This window comes from Hominilimicola fabiformis (genome assembly GCF_020687385.1).
GTDB lineage: Bacteria > Bacillota > Clostridia > UBA1381 > UBA1381 > Hominilimicola > Hominilimicola fabiformis.
Genome location: NZ_JAJEQM010000003.1, coordinates 97,074 through 117,838, shown reverse-complemented (window position 1 = coordinate 117,838; position 20,765 = coordinate 97,074). Strand labels below are relative to the sequence as shown.

At 40.0% G+C, this 20,765-nt stretch carries 20 protein-coding genes and 1 riboswitch; of the genes, 13 read left to right on the top strand and 7 right to left on the bottom strand.

All coding sequences use genetic code 11. The features are described from left to right. Positions 1-3 precede the first annotated feature (3 nt). The 6 genes from LKE05_RS03280 to LKE05_RS03255 all read right to left on the bottom strand — a co-directional run bounded on the left by LKE05_RS03280 (position 4) and on the right by LKE05_RS03255 (position 6,037). A complete protein-coding gene (locus tag LKE05_RS03280; RefSeq protein WP_308455921.1) occupies positions 4-447 on the bottom strand; it encodes a CtsR family transcriptional regulator in 444 nt (147 codons plus the stop codon). 191 nt (positions 448-638) lie between these two features. Beyond that, complete coding sequence (locus LKE05_RS03275; RefSeq protein WP_022231022.1) at positions 639-1,391, bottom strand: nucleotidyltransferase family protein; 753 nt, start codon at positions 1,389-1,391, stop codon at positions 639-641. Between the two features lie 9 nt (positions 1,392-1,400). Then, positions 1,401-2,543: a ribose-phosphate pyrophosphokinase gene (locus LKE05_RS03270; protein ID WP_308455920.1), complete on the bottom strand. Its 1,143-nt coding sequence runs from the start codon at positions 2,541-2,543 to the stop codon at positions 1,401-1,403. Between the two features lie 177 nt (positions 2,544-2,720). Continuing rightward, the gene (gene folK, locus LKE05_RS03265; RefSeq protein WP_308455919.1) at positions 2,721-3,536 is read right to left on the bottom strand and encodes a 2-amino-4-hydroxy-6-hydroxymethyldihydropteridine diphosphokinase; all 816 of its coding nucleotides are present in this window, start codon (positions 3,534-3,536) and stop codon (positions 2,721-2,723) included. Positions 3,537-3,551: 15 nt separating this feature from the next. Further along, the gene (folP, locus tag LKE05_RS03260; protein ID WP_308455918.1) at positions 3,552-4,352 is read right to left on the bottom strand and encodes a dihydropteroate synthase; all 801 of its coding nucleotides are present in this window, start codon (positions 4,350-4,352) and stop codon (positions 3,552-3,554) included. Between the two features lie 11 nt (positions 4,353-4,363). Beyond that, a complete protein-coding gene (locus tag LKE05_RS03255; protein ID WP_308455917.1) occupies positions 4,364-6,037 on the bottom strand; it encodes a glutamate ligase domain-containing protein in 1,674 nt (557 codons plus the stop codon). A gap of 89 nt (positions 6,038-6,126) precedes the next feature. Then, positions 6,127-6,226: riboswitch (THF riboswitch) on the bottom strand. A gap of 267 nt (positions 6,227-6,493) precedes the next feature. Here LKE05_RS03255 and LKE05_RS03250 point away from each other — a divergent pair. The 6 genes from LKE05_RS03250 to prfB all read left to right on the top strand — a co-directional run bounded on the left by LKE05_RS03250 (position 6,494) and on the right by prfB (position 12,158). Beyond that, positions 6,494-7,783 carry a cation:proton antiporter gene (locus LKE05_RS03250; RefSeq protein ID WP_308455916.1) on the top strand — a complete coding sequence of 430 codons (1,290 nt, stop codon included), beginning with the start codon at positions 6,494-6,496 and terminating at the stop codon, positions 7,781-7,783. A 98-nt stretch (positions 7,784-7,881) separates the two neighbouring features. Further along, positions 7,882-8,691: an amidohydrolase family protein gene (locus tag LKE05_RS03245; protein WP_308455915.1), complete on the top strand. Its 810-nt coding sequence runs from the start codon at positions 7,882-7,884 to the stop codon at positions 8,689-8,691. 87 nt (positions 8,692-8,778) lie between these two features. Next, positions 8,779-9,804 (top strand): rod shape-determining protein, encoded by a 1,026-nt coding sequence (locus tag LKE05_RS03240; RefSeq protein ID WP_022231015.1) that lies wholly within the window; start codon positions 8,779-8,781, stop codon positions 9,802-9,804. Positions 9,805-9,825: 21 nt separating this feature from the next. Next, complete coding sequence (fabZ, locus tag LKE05_RS03235; protein ID WP_022231014.1) at positions 9,826-10,287, top strand: 3-hydroxyacyl-ACP dehydratase FabZ; 462 nt, start codon at positions 9,826-9,828, stop codon at positions 10,285-10,287. After that, positions 10,287-11,012 (top strand): tRNA1(Val) (adenine(37)-N6)-methyltransferase, encoded by a 726-nt coding sequence (locus LKE05_RS03230; RefSeq protein ID WP_308455914.1) that lies wholly within the window; start codon positions 10,287-10,289, stop codon positions 11,010-11,012. Before fabZ ends, LKE05_RS03230 begins: the two co-directional genes overlap by 1 nt. Positions 11,013-11,038: 26 nt before the next feature. After that, positions 11,039-12,158, top strand: a protein-coding gene (gene prfB, locus LKE05_RS03225; RefSeq protein WP_303672447.1) for a peptide chain release factor 2 whose coding sequence is annotated in 2 segments (ribosomal slippage) — positions 11,039-11,113 and positions 11,115-12,158 — 1,119 coding nt in all. Because the reading frame shifts where the segments join, the coding sequence is not laid out codon by codon here. 43 nt (positions 12,159-12,201) lie between these two features. Here the strand turns inward: prfB and LKE05_RS03220 are convergent. Then, positions 12,202-12,354 carry a hypothetical protein gene (locus LKE05_RS03220; protein WP_308455913.1) on the bottom strand — a complete coding sequence of 51 codons (153 nt, stop codon included), beginning with the start codon at positions 12,352-12,354 and terminating at the stop codon, positions 12,202-12,204. A gap of 146 nt (positions 12,355-12,500) precedes the next feature. Between LKE05_RS03220 and recJ the strand changes: the two genes are divergently transcribed. The 7 genes from recJ (at position 12,501) to LKE05_RS03185 (ending at position 20,761) form a co-directional block, all read left to right on the top strand. Next, positions 12,501-14,213, top strand: a complete 1,713-nt coding sequence (gene recJ / locus LKE05_RS03215) for a single-stranded-DNA-specific exonuclease RecJ (RefSeq protein ID WP_308455912.1) — start codon at positions 12,501-12,503, stop codon at positions 14,211-14,213. A 4-nt stretch (positions 14,214-14,217) separates the two neighbouring features. Further along, the gene (locus LKE05_RS03210; protein WP_022231009.1) at positions 14,218-16,479 is read left to right on the top strand and encodes a RelA/SpoT family protein; all 2,262 of its coding nucleotides are present in this window, start codon (positions 14,218-14,220) and stop codon (positions 16,477-16,479) included. 24 nt (positions 16,480-16,503) lie between these two features. Next, the gene (locus LKE05_RS03205; protein WP_022231008.1) at positions 16,504-16,734 is read left to right on the top strand and encodes an RNA-binding S4 domain-containing protein; all 231 of its coding nucleotides are present in this window, start codon (positions 16,504-16,506) and stop codon (positions 16,732-16,734) included. Continuing rightward, on the top strand, positions 16,735-17,829 hold the full coding sequence (gene recF / locus LKE05_RS03200; protein WP_308455911.1) for a DNA replication/repair protein RecF: 1,095 nt from the start codon (positions 16,735-16,737) through the stop codon (positions 17,827-17,829). Beyond that, complete coding sequence (gene remB, locus LKE05_RS03195; protein ID WP_022231006.1) at positions 17,829-18,074, top strand: extracellular matrix regulator RemB; 246 nt, start codon at positions 17,829-17,831, stop codon at positions 18,072-18,074. The genes recF and remB overlap by 1 nt, the downstream gene beginning before the upstream one ends. 43 nt (positions 18,075-18,117) lie before the next feature. Beyond that, a complete protein-coding gene (gene gyrB, locus LKE05_RS03190; protein ID WP_022231005.1) occupies positions 18,118-20,043 on the top strand; it encodes a DNA topoisomerase (ATP-hydrolyzing) subunit B in 1,926 nt (641 codons plus the stop codon). Between the two features lie 292 nt (positions 20,044-20,335). Then, positions 20,336-20,761: an EamA family transporter gene (locus LKE05_RS03185; RefSeq protein ID WP_117965286.1), complete on the top strand. Its 426-nt coding sequence runs from the start codon at positions 20,336-20,338 to the stop codon at positions 20,759-20,761. Positions 20,762-20,765 lie beyond the last annotated feature (4 nt).

The following is a 20,765-nucleotide window of genomic DNA, read 5'->3' as shown; positions in this document are numbered from 1 at the left end:
TCCTTATTTACCTGCCATAGCAAGCATATTCTTAAATATATTTGCTCTTACTTTGTCTTTTTGTGGTTGATTAACAGTCAAAGAATTGTCGCATATTCCGCTGAATATAATTGAAGCTGTTCTTTCATCAAGAGCGTTGTGCCTGATTAAGTTTGCCAAATATGATTTAGCGGTTTTCTCGTCAAGGCTTTCGCCTACGGCTTTGATGGTCTGCATTATGATACCATCTTCGTGCTTTACCTGTTTAATCCTCAAATAACCTCCGCCGCCTCGTCTTGATTCGACGATATAACCGTGTTCGGGATTAAACCTTGTTGAAATAACGTAATTAATTTGTGACGGAACACATCCGAATATTGAAGCAAGTTCGTTTCGTTTAAGCTCCAACCATTCGTCCGTATCGTCTTTCAGAAGTTCGTTTATGAAAGCTTCTATCTTATCACTCATACCCATTTTTTAATCACCTCTTTGACTTTGACTTTCTTTGACCTTTCATCTATTATTATACTCACATTGTTTCTTTTGTCAATGAATATTTTGTATTTAGTTTTTTAACAATTTGTGAACACAAAAAAGATGAGGTTTCCCTCATCTTTGATTGCAAGTAAAAAGGACAGTTTTTAAACTGTCCTTTAGTATTACTTATTAAACAATGTACCGTTTTTCTGCTTTTCGCAAGCGTCATAATAGCTTTCCGGTGTACCGATGTCAATACGAACTGCGTCAAACACATATGCGTACACATCGTTTTTTCCGATAAGCCACGGTATGAAGTGTCCCGGTGCGTCGGGATTATTGCCCTCTTTCAAATATTCATCTATAAGAGGCAGTGTATCGCGTTTATACAGATAAAACGGCGGTACACCCAAATCCGATTTAGGTTGTTTCGGCTTTTCTTCAAAACTTGTCACCTTGCCGTCACCGTCAAGTTCAACAACGCCCATAGAATGTAAATCTTCTTTATTCTCAATCGTATGCGCACAAATCATATCAGCGTTTTTACTGCGGTACATATCCACAAAATCGCAAAGCGAAAAATCAAATATATTATCGCTTGCCATAACAAGAATTTCATCATTGATATTTTCCGTATCAATAACGTACTTCAAATCACCGATTGCGCCGAGTCTGTTATCATTACTCGTTGTATGGTCGTTAATAACCTTAACTTTTTTCGGGCCTTTATAGCTTTCGCACCACTTTTCAAACTGCTTATAAAACTTTTCGTTAGTCACAATGTAGATATTTTCGACATCGCTAACCTCGTCAATTTTATCCGTAACCATTTCCAAAATAGTCTTGTCACCGAGTTTTAAAAGTGCCTTAGGCATATTTTCCGTAAGCGGATACAATCTTGTGGCATAGCCTGCCGCCAACAACACACACTGCATAATTATCTCCTATTTATTTTCAAGTTTACTGACAAGATTCTTAATCTTTGTAACAGGGTTAAGAAGACTTGATATAGTTTCATCATGGTTAAGAGTATCGATAAGAAGTGAGATATATTTTGACATATCAACTTCACAGTACCATTCACGAGTTGCAAGGTCAGGATTTCTGTAAATCAAGTTTGTTGTGAAAATCTTATCAACAATACCGTCTGCCGCCGCTTTATCAAAGCACTCAAGACCGTTACAGAAAAGACCGAATGACGCAAATACGAATATTCTCTTTGCACCCTGCTTTTTAAGGTTATTTGCAACGTCAATTACAGATTCACCCGATGAAATCATATCGTCAACGATAATAACGTCCTTACCGTTTACGTCACGTCCCAAATATTCGTGAGCCTCAATAGGGTTTTTGCCGTTTACGATTACAGAGTAATCACGTCTTTTATAGAACATACCAAGGTCAAGCTTTAGCACTGATGAATAGTACATACATCTTGACATACCGCCTTCATCAGGAGAGATTACAATAGTATCTTTTTTGTTTAGTGATATATCAGGAACGGCTCTGACAAGTGCCTTTATCATCTGATATGTCGCTTGAACATCATCAAAACCTGCAAGTGGAATTGCATTTGAAATTCTCGGATCGTGTGCGTCAAATGTAATGATATTTGACACGCCCATATGAACAAGTTCTTGAAGCATAAGTGCCGCGTCAAGTGATTCACGACCGTTTCTTCTGTGCTGTCTGCCCTCGTAAAGCATAGGCATTACGACAGTAACACGTCTTGCCTTACCGCCCATTGCGGCAATAACACGTTTCAAATCCTGATAATGGTCATCAGGACTCATATGATTTTCAACTCCGTACATTTTATAGGTAACACCGTAATTGAACACATCGCATATGATATACACGTCATGACCTCTTACGGTTTCATCGATAACGCATTTTCCTTCGCCTGTACCAAATCTCGGACAAGTTACATGAGTAACATAAGTTTCTGTATCCTCATAACCTCTAAAAGCTCTAAGATATTCATCAATCTTAGCCGTTATGCCTTCACAGCCTTTCATACTTATGATACTAATGATACTAAGCTTGCCGACTATCGGTGTTTCGTTACTTATAAAGTTGTTTGTCATTGTAATTCTCCTTCTTACTGGATATGTATTAAATTTTCTCTCTCCTCGACGGATTTTTTCCGTCTACGACCTTATTTTACATTTACATTACAAATATATCATAAGTAGCGATATTTTTCAAGTGACATATCGTATTATTTTGCATAAAAAGTATAAAAATATTTTGTACAAAATTATTTATTTTTGAATTTCACTTAAAAGTTGTTTTATTGATTTTCCATTTACGGGATTTTTTATATAAGGCGCTATCTCACAAAGCGGTTTTAAAACAAATTCTCTGTTTTCCATTTCGATATGAGGTATGATTAAATCGTCCTCGTACATAACAACATCGTCATAAAGAATAATATCCAAATCAAGTGTTCTCGGTCCCCAATGAACAATGCGTTCTCTGTTATGTGCCTGTTCGATTTTATGCAAAAAATCAAGCAATTCATACGGTGTGTAAAGCGTTTCAAGTTCAAGACAGCCGTTTAAAAAATCGTCCTGTTCAACACCGCCGACAGGCTCTGTCACGATAAACTCCGACACTTTTTTCACTCTGCAACACTTATCCGCGTCAAGTTCTTTGACAGCACCGTCAAGGTGACCTTTGCTGTCACCCATATTTGAACCGAGTGCAATATATGCCCTGTGCCATTTTCTCGTTATGCTCACTTCCACAGTATCAACACTCATCATAATCGGCGCCCAAGGTTTTTTTAATGTTATTGTTACTTCTCTTATTAAATCGTATTCAAGCAATATTTTCTCGGCAATATTTTCCGCCGCCGCCTCAATAAGCTTAAATGTGTTGTTTCTCATTACTTTGGTAATAAGATTGCACACTTCTGCATAATTCACCGATTTTTCAAGATTATCCTCTTTGCCCGCAATTCTTGTGTCACACACAAGCTCCGCATTCACGATAAATTTTTGTCCGAGTACGTTTTCTTCTTTGAAAACACCGTGATTTGCAAAAACTTCAAGTCCTCTGATAGATATTTTGTCCATTTTCCGCTCCTTTTATCAGCTGTTTATTATTGCCTCGGTCATAAGTATCGCACGTTTGTTTTCAAGCACATCGTGTACCCTTACAAATCTGCAGCCTTTCATAACTCCTATAACCGATGTTGCAACAGTCCCCTCAACTCTTTGGTCTGACGGCAAATCGAGCGTCAAGCCTATCATTGACTTTCTTGACGTACCGAGCAAAACAGGGTAGCCGAGTTCGTTAAGTCTGTCTACGTTATTCGTTATAATAAGATTTTGTTCATACGACTTCGCAAAACCCACACCGGGGTCAAGTATTATTTTATCGTCAGCAATACCCGCTTTTTTCGCAATGGCTATTGTTTCTCTAAGGTCGTCAAGTACGTCCTCCACAAAGGAATTATATTCTGCTCTTTCTCTGTTGTGCATAAGACAACACGCCGCACCCGATTTTGCAATCACTTCCGCCATATTCTTATCGTATTTCAATCCCCATATATCATTTACAAGATCCGCGCCTGCTCCGACAGCCGCCGCGGCTACCTTGCTTTTATATGTGTCTATCGAAACGGGCACATCAAAATCAGCCTTGATTTTTTCTATTACAGGCACAACTCTTTCAATTTCTTCTTCATCACTGATTTTTGTATAATTCGGTCTTGTCGATTCACCGCCGACATCAATTACATCCGCACCGTCATTTATAAGCTGTTCGGTATGCTTTAAAGCACTGTCAATATTATTAAACTTACCTCCGTCCGAAAATGAATCAGGCGTCACATTCAATATACCCATTACATATGTATGATTTCCGAATTCCTTGTTTCCTATTATCATTTTTATCCCCCTTACAACACTATATCTGTATTTTTCTCATTTTCGCTCCACTTGCAGGTATCTATTGCGTTGCACATCATACACAAACGTGTTCTCTTATCCGCAATCGCAATAATATCGCCGAGTGTTTCCGCTTTTTCGGGTATTTTCCTATGCGCCCTTACCGCTTCAACCATATATTCAATCTCATCACTTGCAAACCCACATTCACAAAGTATTTTTTTCGCAATTTCACCGCCTGCTTTGTGATGATTTGTGCCGTTTTTATATTGCTCATACCGTCCTATATCGTGCAGTAAAGCCGTACCGTATATAATCTCTTTCGGTATGTTAAGTCCGTTTTCCAAATTCAAAATATACGCACTTCTTGCAACGTCTAAAAGATGGTCAATTCCGTGATTGCAGTAAATTCTGTCCTTTTCGGCAGAATTGATTTTTGACAGAATGTCACGAAAATTTTTATTCTTCAAAATATTGTTGCATTTTCGCATACTTATTATGTCGTCCGTTTTTCTTTTCAATTCACCCAAAAACGACAATGAACCGAACGCAATAACAACGCAGTCCGTCATATTAAGGCACAATTTAAGTGCTGTATCAAAGCTTACCGCCTCAACATTTTGATTATATTCACTTATTGCACTTGCATATTTTTCGTTTGATAACGCTCGCGGATTGTTCGGTGTAATCGTGTATATCTTTTGTGCAAGCGGTGCGGTTATTTCGGCAATTTGCTTGTATGCCTTATCCGCAAACACACCTGTTATATACACGATTTTTCGATTGCCGTAATACTTTTCGATACTTTCTTTGAGCCTTTTCACACCGTCAATATTATGTGCGCCGTCAATTATAAATTCCGGTTTATCGCATATTTTTTCAAACCTGCCGTGCCATACCGTATTTATTAAACCGTTCTTTATATCATTTTCGCTCACACCGTCAATATGCCTGCACACTTCTTCCGCAACGGCGGCATTTTCGCGTTGATATTCACCGTCAAGCGATATTTCATATTCCGTCACATTGTCGGCTTTTATAAGCCGTGCATTTTTTTCACAGCACTCGTTTTCTATGACATTCATCACACAATTTTCCTGTTTTGCCGTAACGACAAGTCCGTTGTTTTTTATAATACCCGACTTTTGATATGCGATTTCTTCCAGCGTGTTGCCGAGGAATTTCATATGGTCCATACTTATCGGAGTTATCACCGATACAAGACTTTTCGGAATAATATTGGTTGCGTCCTCACGTCCGCCCATACCGACTTCAATCAAAACAACATCACATTGTTCTTCTTTAAAATACAAAAATGCCGCCGCCGTTTCCATTTCAAAAGGTGTAGGGTGCGGAGTCATTTTGTCCGCAACTTCACTGATACGGCTTATATAATAAGCATATCTGTCCTCAATCATATTTTCTGCATTTATACGAAACTGTTCAAGATAATCAAAAACCGACGGTGAAACATATCGTCCGACTTTCTTGCCGGACTCAATCAAAATCTGTTCGGCAAAAGCACCTACACTTCCTTTACCGTTAGTGCCGGCGATGTGAATAACATCAAGTTCATTCTGCGGATTACCGAGTTTATCGCAGAGATTTGATATATTATCCAATCCCGGAACAATCCCATATTGCGAGGCTTTTTTTATGTACTCTCTTGCCTCTTTGTAATTCATCAACTTCATATCCTTTCAGACAAAGCCGTCCCGTTAAAAAGAAAAAGCTCCCTTGCCATAGGGAGCTTAAATAATATTCTCTACCGTAAATCAGCGGGATGCAATCCGTATACCGCAAGCCTAAGGCTTTTCGTCAAAGTGACAACTCCCCGTTCACTCCGCACTTCACGCACACGAATCTACTCTGTTATTTTTTAATGCTGAGCCTGTCAACAAAATAAAGCAGACAAAACTGCAACGGTTTTGTCTGCAGCATATTTATATTATATACCACTTCACGCATAATTGCAATTATATTTTAATCAAATTCACACCGTCTGTCCTAAAAGTAGAAAAATAGACAAAAAATTTTATTAATTTTGTTTTTTTTGCTGTCTTGATAAAATGCACTTATAGGAGTAAAATTAATTCTTAGATTTAAAAAATTAATACTTATTTATATAGGAGGCAACAACAATGGAATCTTACAAATATTTACTCGACATTGCACTTATTTTGATAAGTACAAAAATCCTCGGACTTTTAACAAGACGTATCCAACTGCCACAGGTAGTCGGTGCTCTTATCGCCGGACTTCTTTTAGGTCCTGCCTGTTTCGGAGTTTTGCAGGAAACCGATTTTATCAAGAACATTGCCGAAATCGGTGTTATCGTACTTATGTTCGCAGCCGGTCTTGAAACAGACGTTCAGGAACTGAAAAAGACAGGTCTTGCGTCGTTTATAATCGCTCTGCTCGGCGTTATCGTACCGCTTGTCGGCGGATACTTTGTAGCCACGATCTACAACCCGATAACCGACCAACAGACAATGCTGCAAAACATATTTGTCGGTGTCGTTCTAACCGCAACATCTGTCAGTATCACAGTTGAAACACTTAAAGAACTCGGCAAACTTTCGACAAAAACAGGTAACGCAATCTTGGGTGCGGCACTTATAGATGACGTACTCGGTATTATTGCACTTACTGTTATTTCAAGCTTTGCCGGCAGTGACGTTTCTCTGTGGGTAATACTTCTGAAGATACTCGGTTTCTTCATATTCTGCGGAGTTGTGGCATTTCTTTTCATCAAGTTTGTCAATCCATGGATTAACAAATACAAAAAGGATTTAAGACGTTTCGTAATTCTTGCATTTGCATTCTGTTTGCTTATGTCATTCGCCGCCGAATATTTCTTCGGTGTAAGTGATATTACAGGTGCGTTTGTTGCAGGTCTTATCCTTTCAAACAACAAAAAAACTTCGTATATGCTAAACCGTTTCGATACGGTTTCATACGTTCTTCTTTCACCGGTATTCTTTGCAAGCGTTGGTCTTAAAGTAACATTCAGCAATATGTCTGCAACGGTTGTAGTACTTACCGTATTATTGCTTGTAGTTGCAGTTCTTTCAAAGATGATTGGTTGCGGACTTGGTGCCAAGATATGCAAATACACAAATCTTCAATCGGTTAAAATCGGTATCGGTATGATTTCAAGAGGTGAAGTTGCACTTATCGTTGCCACAAAGGGTATGTCAATGGGACTTATGAAAGACGAATTTTTCGCACCGCTTGTACTTGTCGTTGTTGCGACAACCATCGTTACACCGATACTTTTGAAACTTGCATATAAATATCAGGCAAGCCGTGAGGCGGACGTTCCTATGGCATCATCGCTTGTCGATAAGGTTGAGGAAAGAAACGACCTTGAAAAAATTACTCAAAACGCCGCAAATATGCACGAAGAAATGAAGGAAATTCATAAATAACACCACTAAAGAACCGACAATAAAATCGGTTCTTTTTTCTTGATATTATATACCGTTTTATGCTATAATATAATCAATCAAACGAAAGGATATTTAAAATGCTGACAGATTTTCATACACATATTTTCCCAGACAAAATAGCGGACAAAACGATAAAATTACTTGAATCGAACATCAGAGAAGAATACAGGCCACACAAAGCCGAACTACGCGGTACACTTGACGCACTCAAGCAGTCAATGCATGAAAACAACGTTGACATATCGCTTGTACTTCCGATTGCCACGAACGTAAAGCAATCAACAACAATAAATAACTTCGCCGCATCAATAAACGGTATTGACGGTATTTATTCACTCGGCAGTCTGCACCCTATGCAATCGGATTGGGAAAGTGTTTTGTATGACATCAAAGAAAAAGGGCTTAAAGGTATCAAGCTACACCCCGAATATCAGCAATTTTACATCGACAGCAAAGAATCAATACAAATTCTGAAAAAATGTGAGGAATTCGACCTTATAACCGTACTTCATTCGGGCAAAGATATAGGTATCGATCCGCCTGTTCACTGTACTCCCGAAAGGCTTTCTCACATTCTTGACTACGTTAAAGGCGACAAAATCGTTGCCGCACATTTGGGCGGCTGGAAGTTATGGGACGATGTCGAAAAATACCTTGTCGGCACACCGATATATTTCGACACAGCCTTTACGCTTGACTTTATCACAGATGAACAGCTTTTACGCATAATCAAAAATCACGGCAGTGAAAAAATACTTCACGCGACAGATTCACCTTGGGAAAAGCAAGGTCGAATGGCAAAACATTTATCTGCCTTACCTCTTTCAGAGGAAGATTGTAACAATATTTTTTACAAAAATGCGAAAAAACTTCTGAAAATAGGTTGAGTTAAAACGAATAATACGATATAATAATAGTATATGGCTATAAGCATTTTGCGTATAGTCCGATTTTGTTAATTTAGGAGCAGAAATATGTTCAATAATGATATAAGTATAGACTTAGGCACTGCGACGGTGCTTGTCTATATCAAAAACAAGGGCATTGTACTGCGTGAGCCTACCGTTATCGCGGTAAACACCAAAACAAACGAAGTTTGTGCCGTAGGCAAAGACGCACTCGCAATGCTCGGAAGAACTCCGCCGCATATACAGGCTGTTCGTCCGCTTATTGATGGTGTAATTTCAAATCTTACGCTTACACAGGAAATGATTAAACATTTCTTTTCAAAAATATTTTCACGAACAATCGGTCACCCACGCATAATGATGTGCGTTCCGAGCGGTGTTACGGACGTTGAACAAAGAGCCGTAATTGAGGCGGCAAGAGATGTCGGTGCAAAAGATATTTACATTATCGAAGAACCTGTTGCTGCGGCACTCGGTGCAGGGTTTGACATTTCACGTCCGCACGGTACTATGGTTGTGGACATAGGCGGAGGTACAACCGACATTGCAGTATTATCGCTTGGCGGTATCGTTGTCAGCCGTTCGCTGAAAATCGCCGGTGATGAATTTAACGAGGCGATTATTCGTTATATGCGCAAAGAAATGGGTATGATTATCGGTCCGCGAACAGCCGAAAGAATTAAAATGGAAATCGGCGGTGTTATACCGCGTTCAAATGAGCTGTTATGCAAAGCAAAAGGTATCAGCGTACTTTCGGGGCTTCCGAAAGAAGTAACTATTTCTTCAAATGACCTATACCCCGCATTTGATGATTTTGTTTATAATATGACTGAGAGAATTAAGGAAGTGCTTGAAGAAACACCTCCCGAACTTCACGGTGACATTATACAAGACGGAATAATAATGACAGGCGGCGGTTCTTTGATTTACGGTTTGGACAAGCGTATTTCGGACGACATCGGCGTCAAAGTGGTGCTTGCACCGGATATAATCGACTGCGTTGCAAAAGGTGCGGGAATTGCACTTGACAATATCGACACAGTTACCGAGCCGACTCATATATTCCACAAAAAAGCATACATCAGAGATTAAAAAAGAGAGGATATATTAATTATGAAAAACGAACCAATCACACTAACAAACGTAGAAATCCAAAAAATTCTTCCGCACCGTTATCCGTTTTTGCTTATAGACAAAATTGTTGATTTTGAAGAAGGCAAAAGCATAACAGGTATCAAAAACGTAACGGCAAACGAACCTCAATTTACAGGTCACTTCCCGGGTAACCCAATTATGCCGGGCGTACTTATTACAGAGGCACTTGCACAAGTCGGTGCTGTAATGCTTTTGTCAATGCCCGAAAACAGAGGTAAACTCGGTGTATTCACAGGTATCAACAATTTCAAATTCCGCCGTCAGGTAGTTCCGGGCGATACATTGGAGCTTCACGCTGATTTGGTTACTTACCGTCACGGAATGGGTAAAGCAAACGTAAAAGCAACAGTAGGCGGTCAAGTTGCGGCAGCAGGCGAAATCAGCTTTGCGGTTGTTGACAACATTGCAAACGAGGACTGATGATAAAAGATGATGAATGTTTAGACGATTTGCAAAACGGTCTTTTCATAATCCAAAAGAAAAACGGTTTCAAGTTTGGTATTGACGCTGTTTTATTATCCGATTTTGCAAAGGAAACAAGGTCTAAAAAAACACTTGATTTATGCACAGGTACAGGTATTGTACCCTTGCTTTTATCCGCAAAAACAAACACACCGAAAATTTTCGGTCTTGAAATACAGGAAGAGATTGCACAAATGGCACAGCGCAGTGTGGAACATAACAAGCTTGAAGATCGTATTTCCATAGAATGCGGCGATTTAAAAACCGCCGTTTCTATATACGGTCGTGACAGTTTTGACAAAATAACCTGCAATCCGCCGTATATGAAGTGCGGCAGCGGTAATCAAAATGATATTGACACAAAATCAATTTCACGTCACGAGGTTATGTGTACTGTTGATGACGTTATAAACGTCAGTGCAAAACTGCTTATTCCGAAAGGCAGATTTTTTATGATTCACAGACCTAACAGACTTGTAGACATTATGTGTGCCATGCGTAAATACAAAATAGAGCCGAAGCGTATGCGTTTCGTCCATCCGTCATATGATAAAGTACCGAATATGGTATTAATCGAGGGTATGCGTGACGGCGGTGAGGAATTAAAGCTTTTGCCGCCGCTTTATGTGTATAATCAAGACGGTACTTATTCCGATGAAATTCACAAGATTTACGGAAATTAACAAATAAAACGAAAGAAGTGATAAATGTGTTAGAGTACGATGAGTACAGACTAAAGCTGCAAGGCTTTGAAGACAGCATAAACGATTTGAGGGATTCACTTTGACATCGCAGGTGCGGAAAGTGAAATAACAAAACTTGAAGAACAAAGCGCCCAGCCGGGATTTTGGGACGATATGGATAATTCACAGAAAGTTCTTCAAAAAACAAAGCAATTAAAAGACAAGGTTGAGGCGTTTAACAACCTTGTTTCAAAATGGGAAGATACACTTGTTTTAATCGACCTTGCAAACGAGGAAAACGACGAAAGTATGTTACCCGATGTTGTTTCGGCAACTGAAGAAATCGAGGCGGATATTGACAAAATGACGCTTGAAACCCTTTTGAGCGGTCATTACGACAAAAACAACGCAATTATGACGTTCCACGCAGGTGCAGGCGGTACAGAGGCACAGGATTGGTGCGAAATGCTTATCCGTATGTATCAAATGTGGGCGCAGAAAAACGGCTATACCGCAACTGTTCTCGATTCGCTTCCGGGTGATGAGGCAGGTATTAAAAGCTGTACAATAGAAATCGACGGTCTTAATGCTTACGGCTATCTTAAAGCCGAAAAAGGCGTACACCGTCTTGTGAGAATTTCACCTTTCAACTCCGCCGGCAAGCGTATGACTTCATTCGCATCAATCGAAGTTATGCCCGAACTTGACGACAACGTGGAAGTTGATATTCGTCCCGAAGATATTAAGATGGAGGCATTCCGTGCGAGCGGTGCGGGCGGTCAGCATATCAACAAGACAAGTTCCGCAGTCCGTCTTACACATATCCCGACAGGTGTCGTAACATCTTGTCAAACACAGCGTTCTCAACACCAAAACAGAGATTACGCAATGAAAATGCTTAAAGCAAAGCTTGTCGAGCTTGCCGAGCAACAGCAGAAAGAAAAGATTTCCGACATCAAAGGTGAACAGATGGATAACGGTTGGGGCAGTCAAATCCGCTCATATGTATTCCAGCCTTACACTATGGTTAAAGACCTTAGAACAGGTTTTGAAATGGGTAATATCGGTGCGGTTATGGACGGCGACTTAAACGGTTTTATTAACGCCTATCTTAAAGCCGCAAGTCTTGGAACTCTGAAAAAATAAAAAACACGGCATTGCAAATTTTCCGCAATGCCGTATTTTTTTCTTAAAAATTGTTTTGGTTGTTTTTTTGATTGTTAAAGTTATTATTTTTCTTGTTTTGTTTTTGATTTTGCTGTTGGTTTTGTTGCTGATTTTGATTTTGATTTTGGTTCTGCTGTTGGTTTTGGTTATTGCAATTATTGAATTTACTGCTCATTTATATTCACTCCCTTCTTCAAATTCTATTTTAACCATTGTTGATTATTTTATTCAAAAAACCCTGTTTTACTTGAATTTTTCTTAAAAAAATGTTATAATAATAAGTAGTATTTATGTTAAAAAAATTGCGTTTTGGAGTAAAATATGATAGATAAGATTTGGAATATAAAAAGTAAAAAAATCAAAGAAGAAACCATTGACGAAATATCTAAGGAACACCATATTCCCCGCGTTATTTCAACCATACTTTTAAACAGAGGAATTGAAAGTGAGGATATTGCACCTTATCTGAGAAAATCAATGGCTGATATTATAAATCCAATGCTTATGCTTGATATGGACAAGGCAGTCGAACGCATAACAAACGCAATTCAAAACAACGAAAAAATCGCGGTTTACGGTGACTATGACGTTGACGGAATTACCTCAACCGCACTTTTATACAAATTTTTACTTTCACTCGGTGCAGATGTCGAATACTACATACCTGACCGCAAAGGTGAGGGATACGGTATAAACATCATGGCTGTAAACAAGCTATTCAAACAAGGTATAAAACTTATGATAACCGTTGACTGCGGTATAACCGCTATCGGTGAAGTGGAATTTGCAAAACTTCAGGGAATGGACGTTATTATTACCGACCACCACACTTGCAAAGACCGACTTCCGACAGCCGCAGCGGCTATTTTAAACCCGAAAAGACCCGACTGCGACTATCCGTTTGACGCACTTGCAGGCGTAGGTGTGGCTTTCAAGCTTATTTTGGCTCTTGCAATTAAAAACGGACTTAAAACCACAGATGTGTTTAACCAATATGTCGATATTGCCACTCTCGGCACTATTGCCGACGTTGTACCGCTTTTGGGCGAAAACAGAGTTATCGTGGATAAAGGCTTAAAAATTTTGCACAATCCAAAAAGAATAGGCATTCGTGCAGTAATGGAAGTTGCAGGTGTTTTGGATAAACCTTTAAGCGCGTCAACTATTGCTTTTTCAATCGCGCCGCGATTGAATGCCGCAGGCAGACTCGGCAGTGCGGCAACAGCCGTTGAACTGCTGCTTACAAATGACGAAAGCCGTGCAAGAGAATTGGCACTTTTACTTGATACTGAAAATAAAGAACGTCAGCAAACCGAACGTCAAATATTTGACGAGGCATTGGAACTGATTGCAAAAGATCCGAATTTCGAAAAGAAAAAAGTTATCGTGCTTGCACAGGAAAATTGGCATCAAGGTGTAATCGGAATTGTTGCGTCAAGGTTATGTGATATGTATTACAAGCCTTGCATACTTATTTCCCACACTAACGGTGTCGGAAAAGGTTCGGGAAGAAGTATAAAGGGTTTCAACCTTTTTGACGCACTTACACATTGTGAAAAACAGCTTATTGATTTCGGCGGTCACGCAGTGGCGGCAGGATTGAACGTCAATATGTCCGATATTGACTCATTCATAAAAGAGATAAACAAATATGCAGACGAAGTATTGAGCGAACAGGATATGATACCGACAGTTGATATTGACTGTCCGCTTTCAGAGCGTTCCGTAACTCTTGAAAATGCAAAACTGCTTTCAAAACTTGAGCCGTTCGGTATGAACAATGAAAAGCCCGTATTCGCACTTGCACACGCACAGGTTATGAATATCGCCCCTGTCGGTGCGGATAACAAGCATTTAAGACTTCGCATAGTGAAAAATAATCAGACAATAAACTGTATCGGTTTCGGAATGGGTGAATTTGCGGAATTTATCCATCAAGGCGATACTGTAAATATAGCATTCCAAATGGATATTAACCATTATCAAGGGAATGAAACCGTACAACTAATTTTAAAAGACATAAAAAGGAAGTGAGCATATGCCCGAAGCAAAAGAGCCGGTAATTCTTTCGCCGGAAAAAATACCTCAACACGCTGATGATACAGATGTACTTGTAGATAAAATTATCGGTATGGTTAAGGGTTACAGCCCGAATGCCAACACAGATATGATTTACGTTGCCTATAAGCTTGCAAAATCTGCTCACAGTCACCAATTCCGCCGCAGCGGTGCACCGTATATCGAGCACCCTGTTCAGCTTGCATATATTGCGGCACAGCTTTCGCTTGATGCAACGGCAATTTCGGCGGCACTTTTACACGATGTTGTAGAGGATACGCCTTACACTTATGAGAATATCGAAACGATATTCGGCAAAAGCGTTGCGGAACTTGTTGACGGAGTTACGAAACTTAGAAAAATCAAATACAACACCCGTGAGGAACAGCAGGTCGAAAACCTCAGAAAAATGTTTCTTGCAATGGCAAAGGATATACGTGTTGTTATAATAAAGCTAATCGACAGACTGCACAATATGCGTACATTGAACTTTATGCCGCGTGCAAAACAGCTTTTAATTTCAAAAGAAACGCTTGACGTATATGCTCCTCTTGCCCACCGTCTCGGTATGTCCAAAATCAAAATCGAACTTGAGGATTTGGCTTTAAAGTACCTTGACCCTGTCGCATACGAAGAAATTCGTCAGAGCATAAATCAGAAAAAGGACGAACGCGAAAAGTACATACGCGACATTATGGACGTACTTCGTGAAAAACTTGACCAAATGAATATTAAAAGTCAGGTTACGGGACGTGCAAAGCATTTTTACAGTATTTTCAGAAAAATGTACACGCAGAACAAGACAATCGACGAACTTTACGACCTTTTCGCAGTCAGAATTATTGTTGATACCGTTGCGGACTGTTACGCGGTACTCGGTATGGTACACGATTTATACACTCCCGTTCCTATGCGTTTCAAGGACTATATCGCAATGCCTAAACCGAATATGTATCAATCACTTCATACAACGGTTATAGGTCCTAACGGTACACCTTTTGAAATTCAAATTCGTACTTGGGAAATGCACAGAATTGCCGAAAACGGTATCGCGGCACACTGGAAGTACAAAGAAGGTATATCAGGCAAAACCGATATGGATTCAAAACTTGAATGGGTACGTCAACTGCTTGATACACAGACAAATATTATAGATACCGACGATTTCTTTAACACACTTAAATTCGACTTGTTTGAAGAAGAAGTTTTCGTATTTACCCCACAAGGTAAAGTTATTTCACTTCCTGCAAAAAGTACGGTTATTGATTTTGCTTTTGCAATACACTCGGAAGTCGGATATAAAATGAGCGGTGCAAAGGTAAACGGAAAAATCGTTCCGAACAACTATATGGTACAAAACGGTGAAATAGTTGAAATTCTAACTGCAAATACGCACGGTCCGAGCCGTGACTGGTTGAAAATCTGTCGCACTTCACAGGCTAAAAACAAGATTAATCAGTGGTTTAAACGTGAAAGACGTGACGAAAATATTGAACACGGCAAAGAACTTATCGAACGTGAATTAAGACGTATCGGCAACACTCACGAACAGCTTTTCAAACAAGAATGGATTGCTATTCTTTTAAGAAGATACGGTTTTCAAAGTATTGACGACCTATACGCAAGCGTCGGCTACGGTGGGCTTACCGCACAAAAAGTCGTTTTCAGACTTCGTGACGAATGGACAAAGCTGAACAAAAATCTTGAAGCAAAGAAAAATCTTGAGGCGGTATACAACGAGGAAAGCAAAACCGTTCAAGCCGAACCGGCTAAGCGTCACGCATCAAGCAAAGGTATCGTTGTTAAAGACATTGATAACTGTCTTGTACGTCTTGCACGTTGCTGTAACCCCGTTGCCGGTGACGACATTGTCGGCTTTATCACGAAAGGCAGAGGCGTAAGTGTTCACAGACGCGACTGTCCGAATATGAATCCGCAGTCAATGTCCGAAGAAGACAAGGGCAGATTTATTGACGTATGGTGGGACGATGAACGCAGTACGTCATACATTGCTAACTTGCAGGTGGAAGCACCTGACCGCGACGGTGTTTTGCTTGAAATTACAAACATTCTTTCGGCACTTAAAATACCTTTTAAATCGGTAAATGCGTATGTAAACAAAAAAGGTATCGCAATTATACAAATCGGTGTCGAAATCAGAAACACCTCCGATCTTGCACTTCTAAAAAAGAAAATAGTTCAAATTCAAGGTGTTACATCTGTAACAAGATTACAGAATTAATAATTTATTGAGGAATAAAGTCTTATGGAAAAAATGAATATAAACATCACAACCGAATATATAAAACTTGACCAACTGCTTAAATTTTCCGCACTTGCCGAAAGCGGTGCTATGGCTAAGGATATGATTTTTGACGGTATCGTATCGGTAAACGGTGAAGTTTGCACAATGCGCGGCAAAAAAATCCGTCCGGGTGACAAAGTTACGGTCGAATTTGAGGACGCGACAGTCGAAGTCGAAGTAGGAGCGGAATAAATGTATATTTCCTCACTGTCCCTTGCGAATTTCAGAAATTATACTTCCGAAAAAATTGAGTTTTCCCCGTACACAAACGTGATTTACGGCGACAATGCACAGGGTAAAACAAATATTTTAGAGGCGGTATATATTTTCTCACAAGGCAGAAGTCACAGAGCAAAGTCCGATAAAGAGCTTATAAAATTCGGTGAAGATTTTTCGCGTCTGTCGCTTGATTTTCACGATTCGGAACGTGATTACACAGCCGCTATGCAGCTTATGAAAAACGGCAGAAAGAACATTAAAATCAACCACGTTCAGATAACAAAACTAAGCAAACTTATGAATTATCTCAATGTTGTAATGTTTTCACCCGAAGATTTGGAGCTTGTCAAAGGTTCGCCGTCCGCAAGACGAAAGTTTATCGACTCATCGGTAAGTCAGCTTTATCCGCGATACCTTACAAGCCTAATCGACTATCACAAGGCGTTGGGTCAAAAAAACAGCTTACTCAAAGTTCTTCGTGCAAAAGGTGCAAAGTCGGATATGATGCTTTCCGTATGGAATGAACAGCTTGCCGCAGAGGGCGAAAAAATCATCAAATACCGTACCGATTTTGTCAAGCTGATAAATAACTTTTCAGCCGCCATACAAAATGAAATATCGGGTGAAAAATTGCAAATATCGTATATGCCGGGTATGAGGGCAAGCGGTGATGATAAAGATTCGATATACGAATATCTTGAAAAAAATCAAAGACGCGAAATTGATTTAGCCTCCGCCCAAGTCGGCGTACAGCGAGATGATTTGCACATCACAATCAACGGCAGTGAGGCGAAAATTTACGGCTCACAAGGTCAACAGCGTACATCTGCACTGTCAATGAAAATTGCACAAGCCGATTACATTCATCACATAAAAAGCGAATATCCGATACTTCTGCTTGACGATATAATGAGCGAGCTTGACATTAACCGCCGAATGTACCTTTCGCAGAAAATTCGCGATAAGCAAGTTCTTATAACTTCAACTGACACCGACCTTATCGAAAGCACCGACAATACGAAGTTATTTAAAATAAAAAACGGCTCTGTCGTAAGGGAGGAAAATTAATGTACCTTAGAGTTGAGGAAAACATTGTTGTAAATACAAAAGATATAATAGGAATATTTGATATGGATAATACGACTGTTTCAAGGCTCGGCAGAAACTTCCTTGCCGAATCTCAAAAAAACGGTCTGATTATAAATTCAACCGACGATTTGCCGAAATCCTTTGTTGTAGTTAAGGAAAAAGATGAAACGAAAGTTTTTATATCCTCCGTTTCTTCAAAAGTATTGGCAAAACGTGGTTTATAATACACGCAAAACGGATAAAATTAAGATAAAGGGAGAAAAAAATATGAGTGATTTGGAAAAGATTGAAACCACCTATGACGAAAGTCAAATACAGGTACTCGAAGGTCTTGACGCAGTAAGAAAACGTCCGGGTATGTATATCGGCTCTACCTCGTCGGCAGGTCTGCATCACCTTGTCTATGAAATCGTAGACAACTCTATTGATGAGGCACTTGCAGGCTATTGTACGGAAATTAAAGTTGATATAAACCCTGACAATTCAGTGACCGTCACAGATAACGGTCGTGGTATTCCTGTCGGTATTCACCCACAGCAGGGTATTCCGACAGTCGAAGTTGTACTTACAATTCTTCACGCCGGCGGTAAATTCGGCGGCGGCGGATACAAGGTATCGGGCGGTTTGCACGGTGTCGGTTCTTCTGTTGTAAACGCACTTTCGGAACATCTTGAAGTAGAAGTAAGTGACGGCGAACACGTTCATTATCAAAGTTACGAACGCGGTAAGCCTACTTGTAAACTAAAGGTTATCGGTGATACCGACAAGACCGGTACAAAAATTACATTTAAGCCTGACCCCGAAATTTTTGAAGTGCTTGAATTTGATTACGATGTACTTTTAAAAAGACTTCGTGAACAGGCATTTCTTAATAAGGGTGTAAAAATCCTGTTTACCGATTATCGTGTTGAAAATCCCGAAACGGTCACTCTACACGCAGAAGGCGGTATAAAGGAATTTGTACAATACTTAAACAGAAACAAAGACCCGCTTCACGATGATATTATTTACTTTGAAGCACAGCGTGAGGATATGATGGTTGAAGTTGCTATGCAGTACACAACATCATATACAGAGTCACTTCTAAGCTTCGCAAACAACATTCACACAGGCGAAGGCGGTACGCACGAAACAGGCTTTAAATCAGGTCTTACACGTGTCATAAATGACTACGCAAAAAAGAATAATTTACTAAAAGAAAAAGACCCTAACCTATCGGGCGAAGATACTCGTGAAGGACTTACCGCAGTAATCAGCGTTAAGGTTGTCGAGGCACAGTTTGAGGGTCAGACGAAAACAAAGCTTGGTAACAGTGAGGCAAGAGCGCTGGTTGAAAATGCTTTAAACGATAAGCTTTCTGCATTCCTTGAGGAAAATCCTAAAATCGCAAAAATTATTATCGAAAAGACTTTGACCGCATCACGTGCTCGTGAGGCTGCCAAAAAGGCGCGTGAGGCATCGCGTAAAAACTCAAGCAGCAATTCTTCGCTTTTGGGTAAACTTGCAAGATGTACCGATGAGGGTGCAGATTACGCAGAATTGTTTATAGTCGAGGGTGATAGTGCCGGCGGCAGTGCAAAGCAAGGCAGAAACAGACGTTTCCAAGCAATCCTTCCTCTTTGGGGTAAAATGCTTAATGTTGAAAAATCAAGAATTGACAAGGTTTACTCAAACGAAAAGTTGTTGCCTATTATACAAGCACTCGGTACAGGTATCGGCGATGATTTCAATATCGATAATTTGAAATACGGTAAAATCGTTATTATGGCGGATGCCGATGTCGACGGTGCGCATATCAGAACATTGCTTTTGACATTCTTCTTCAGACATATGCGTCCGCTTATCGAAAACGGTAATGTGTATATCGCACAACCGCCGCTTTTCAAGGTGTTCAAGGGTAAGAATAAAAACCTTGTTGAAAAGTTTGCGTTTACGGACGATGAACGTGACAGACTTATAGCCGAAATGGGACCCGGTGCAAAAGTTCAGCGTTATAAAGGTCTTGGTGAGATGGACCCTGCCGAACTTAAAGAAACCACAATGGACCCTGCTAAGAGAACTATGTTAAAGGTTGATATCGAGGACGCAATGATTGCGGACGAAACATTTACAATACTTATGGGCGATAAGGTTGAACCGCGTCGTGAGTTTATTGAAAAACACGCGAAATATGTTTCAAACCTTGATATTTAATTATAGGGCGACCAATGACCGCCCCTACAAGGCGCTCCCATTGAGGGGAGCTGTCAACGCAGTTGACTGTGGGGTGGCAACATCTCAAAACTATGTCTATCATTTGCCACCTCTCCGCTTTTCAGGCACCTCTCCTCAAGGAGAGGCTTAGTTCGGCTCCCCTTGAGGGGAGCTGTCAGCATAGCTGACTGTGGGGTGGCTTTCGTTACGTCGAGATGCCGCTCCCTACGAACGCCGACCACGAGTGACTCATTATCACATACAAAAAGCAATACAAAAGAGATGAATTAAAATGTTTAAAGACAGTTGGGTAATTTACGCAATACTATCGGCATTTTTCGCTGCACTTACATCAATACTTGCAAAAATCGGAATAAGCGACATAAACTCAAACCTTGCCACTGCAATAAGAACAATCGTTGTACTTATAATGGCATGGGGAATTGTCTTTATGACAGGCGCACAAAGCGGAATACAGGATATAACCGCAAAAAGCTGGATATTCCTTGTACTTTCGGGAATTGCCACAGGTCTTTCTTGGCTATTCTACTACAAAGCACTTCAACTCGGTGATGCGTCAAAAGTAGTTCCGATTGACAAATTCAGTGTTGTTATATCAATGATACTTGCCTTTGTAATTCTTAAAGAGGACTTGACATTCAAGACGGTTATGGGCGGTATTCTTATAACAGCCGGTACTTTTGTAATGATTCTTTGATTAA

Coding starts and splice junctions, on each gene's coding strand:
- LKE05_RS03230 (WP_308455914.1), top strand. CDS start 10,287: ATGATAAAAGATGATGAATGTTTAGACGATTTGCAAAACGGTCTTTTC.
- LKE05_RS03210 (WP_022231009.1), top strand. CDS start 14,218: ATGCCCGAAGCAAAAGAGCCGGTAATTCTTTCGCCGGAAAAAATACCT.
- folK (WP_308455919.1), bottom strand. CDS start 3,536: ATGGACAAAATATCTATCAGAGGACTTGAAGTTTTTGCAAATCACGGT.
- LKE05_RS03240 (WP_022231015.1), top strand. CDS start 8,779: ATGTTCAATAATGATATAAGTATAGACTTAGGCACTGCGACGGTGCTT.
- gyrB (WP_022231005.1), top strand. CDS start 18,118: ATGAGTGATTTGGAAAAGATTGAAACCACCTATGACGAAAGTCAAATA.
- fabZ (WP_022231014.1), top strand. CDS start 9,826: ATGAAAAACGAACCAATCACACTAACAAACGTAGAAATCCAAAAAATT.
- remB (WP_022231006.1), top strand. CDS start 17,829: ATGTACCTTAGAGTTGAGGAAAACATTGTTGTAAATACAAAAGATATA.
- recF (WP_308455911.1), top strand. CDS start 16,735: ATGTATATTTCCTCACTGTCCCTTGCGAATTTCAGAAATTATACTTCC.
- LKE05_RS03255 (WP_308455917.1), bottom strand. CDS start 6,037: ATGAATTACAAAGAGGCAAGAGAGTACATAAAAAAAGCCTCGCAATAT.
- LKE05_RS03250 (WP_308455916.1), top strand. CDS start 6,494: ATGGAATCTTACAAATATTTACTCGACATTGCACTTATTTTGATAAGT.
- LKE05_RS03275 (WP_022231022.1), bottom strand. CDS start 1,391: ATGCAGTGTGTGTTGTTGGCGGCAGGCTATGCCACAAGATTGTATCCG.
- LKE05_RS03205 (WP_022231008.1), top strand. CDS start 16,504: ATGGAAAAAATGAATATAAACATCACAACCGAATATATAAAACTTGAC.
- LKE05_RS03185 (WP_117965286.1), top strand. CDS start 20,336: ATGTTTAAAGACAGTTGGGTAATTTACGCAATACTATCGGCATTTTTC.
- LKE05_RS03280 (WP_308455921.1), bottom strand. CDS start 447: ATGAGTGATAAGATAGAAGCTTTCATAAACGAACTTCTGAAAGACGAT.
- folP (WP_308455918.1), bottom strand. CDS start 4,352: ATGATAATAGGAAACAAGGAATTCGGAAATCATACATATGTAATGGGT.
- LKE05_RS03270 (WP_308455920.1), bottom strand. CDS start 2,543: ATGACAAACAACTTTATAAGTAACGAAACACCGATAGTCGGCAAGCTT.
- LKE05_RS03245 (WP_308455915.1), top strand. CDS start 7,882: ATGCTGACAGATTTTCATACACATATTTTCCCAGACAAAATAGCGGAC.
- recJ (WP_308455912.1), top strand. CDS start 12,501: ATGATAGATAAGATTTGGAATATAAAAAGTAAAAAAATCAAAGAAGAA.
- LKE05_RS03220 (WP_308455913.1), bottom strand. CDS start 12,354: ATGAGCAGTAAATTCAATAATTGCAATAACCAAAACCAACAGCAGAAC.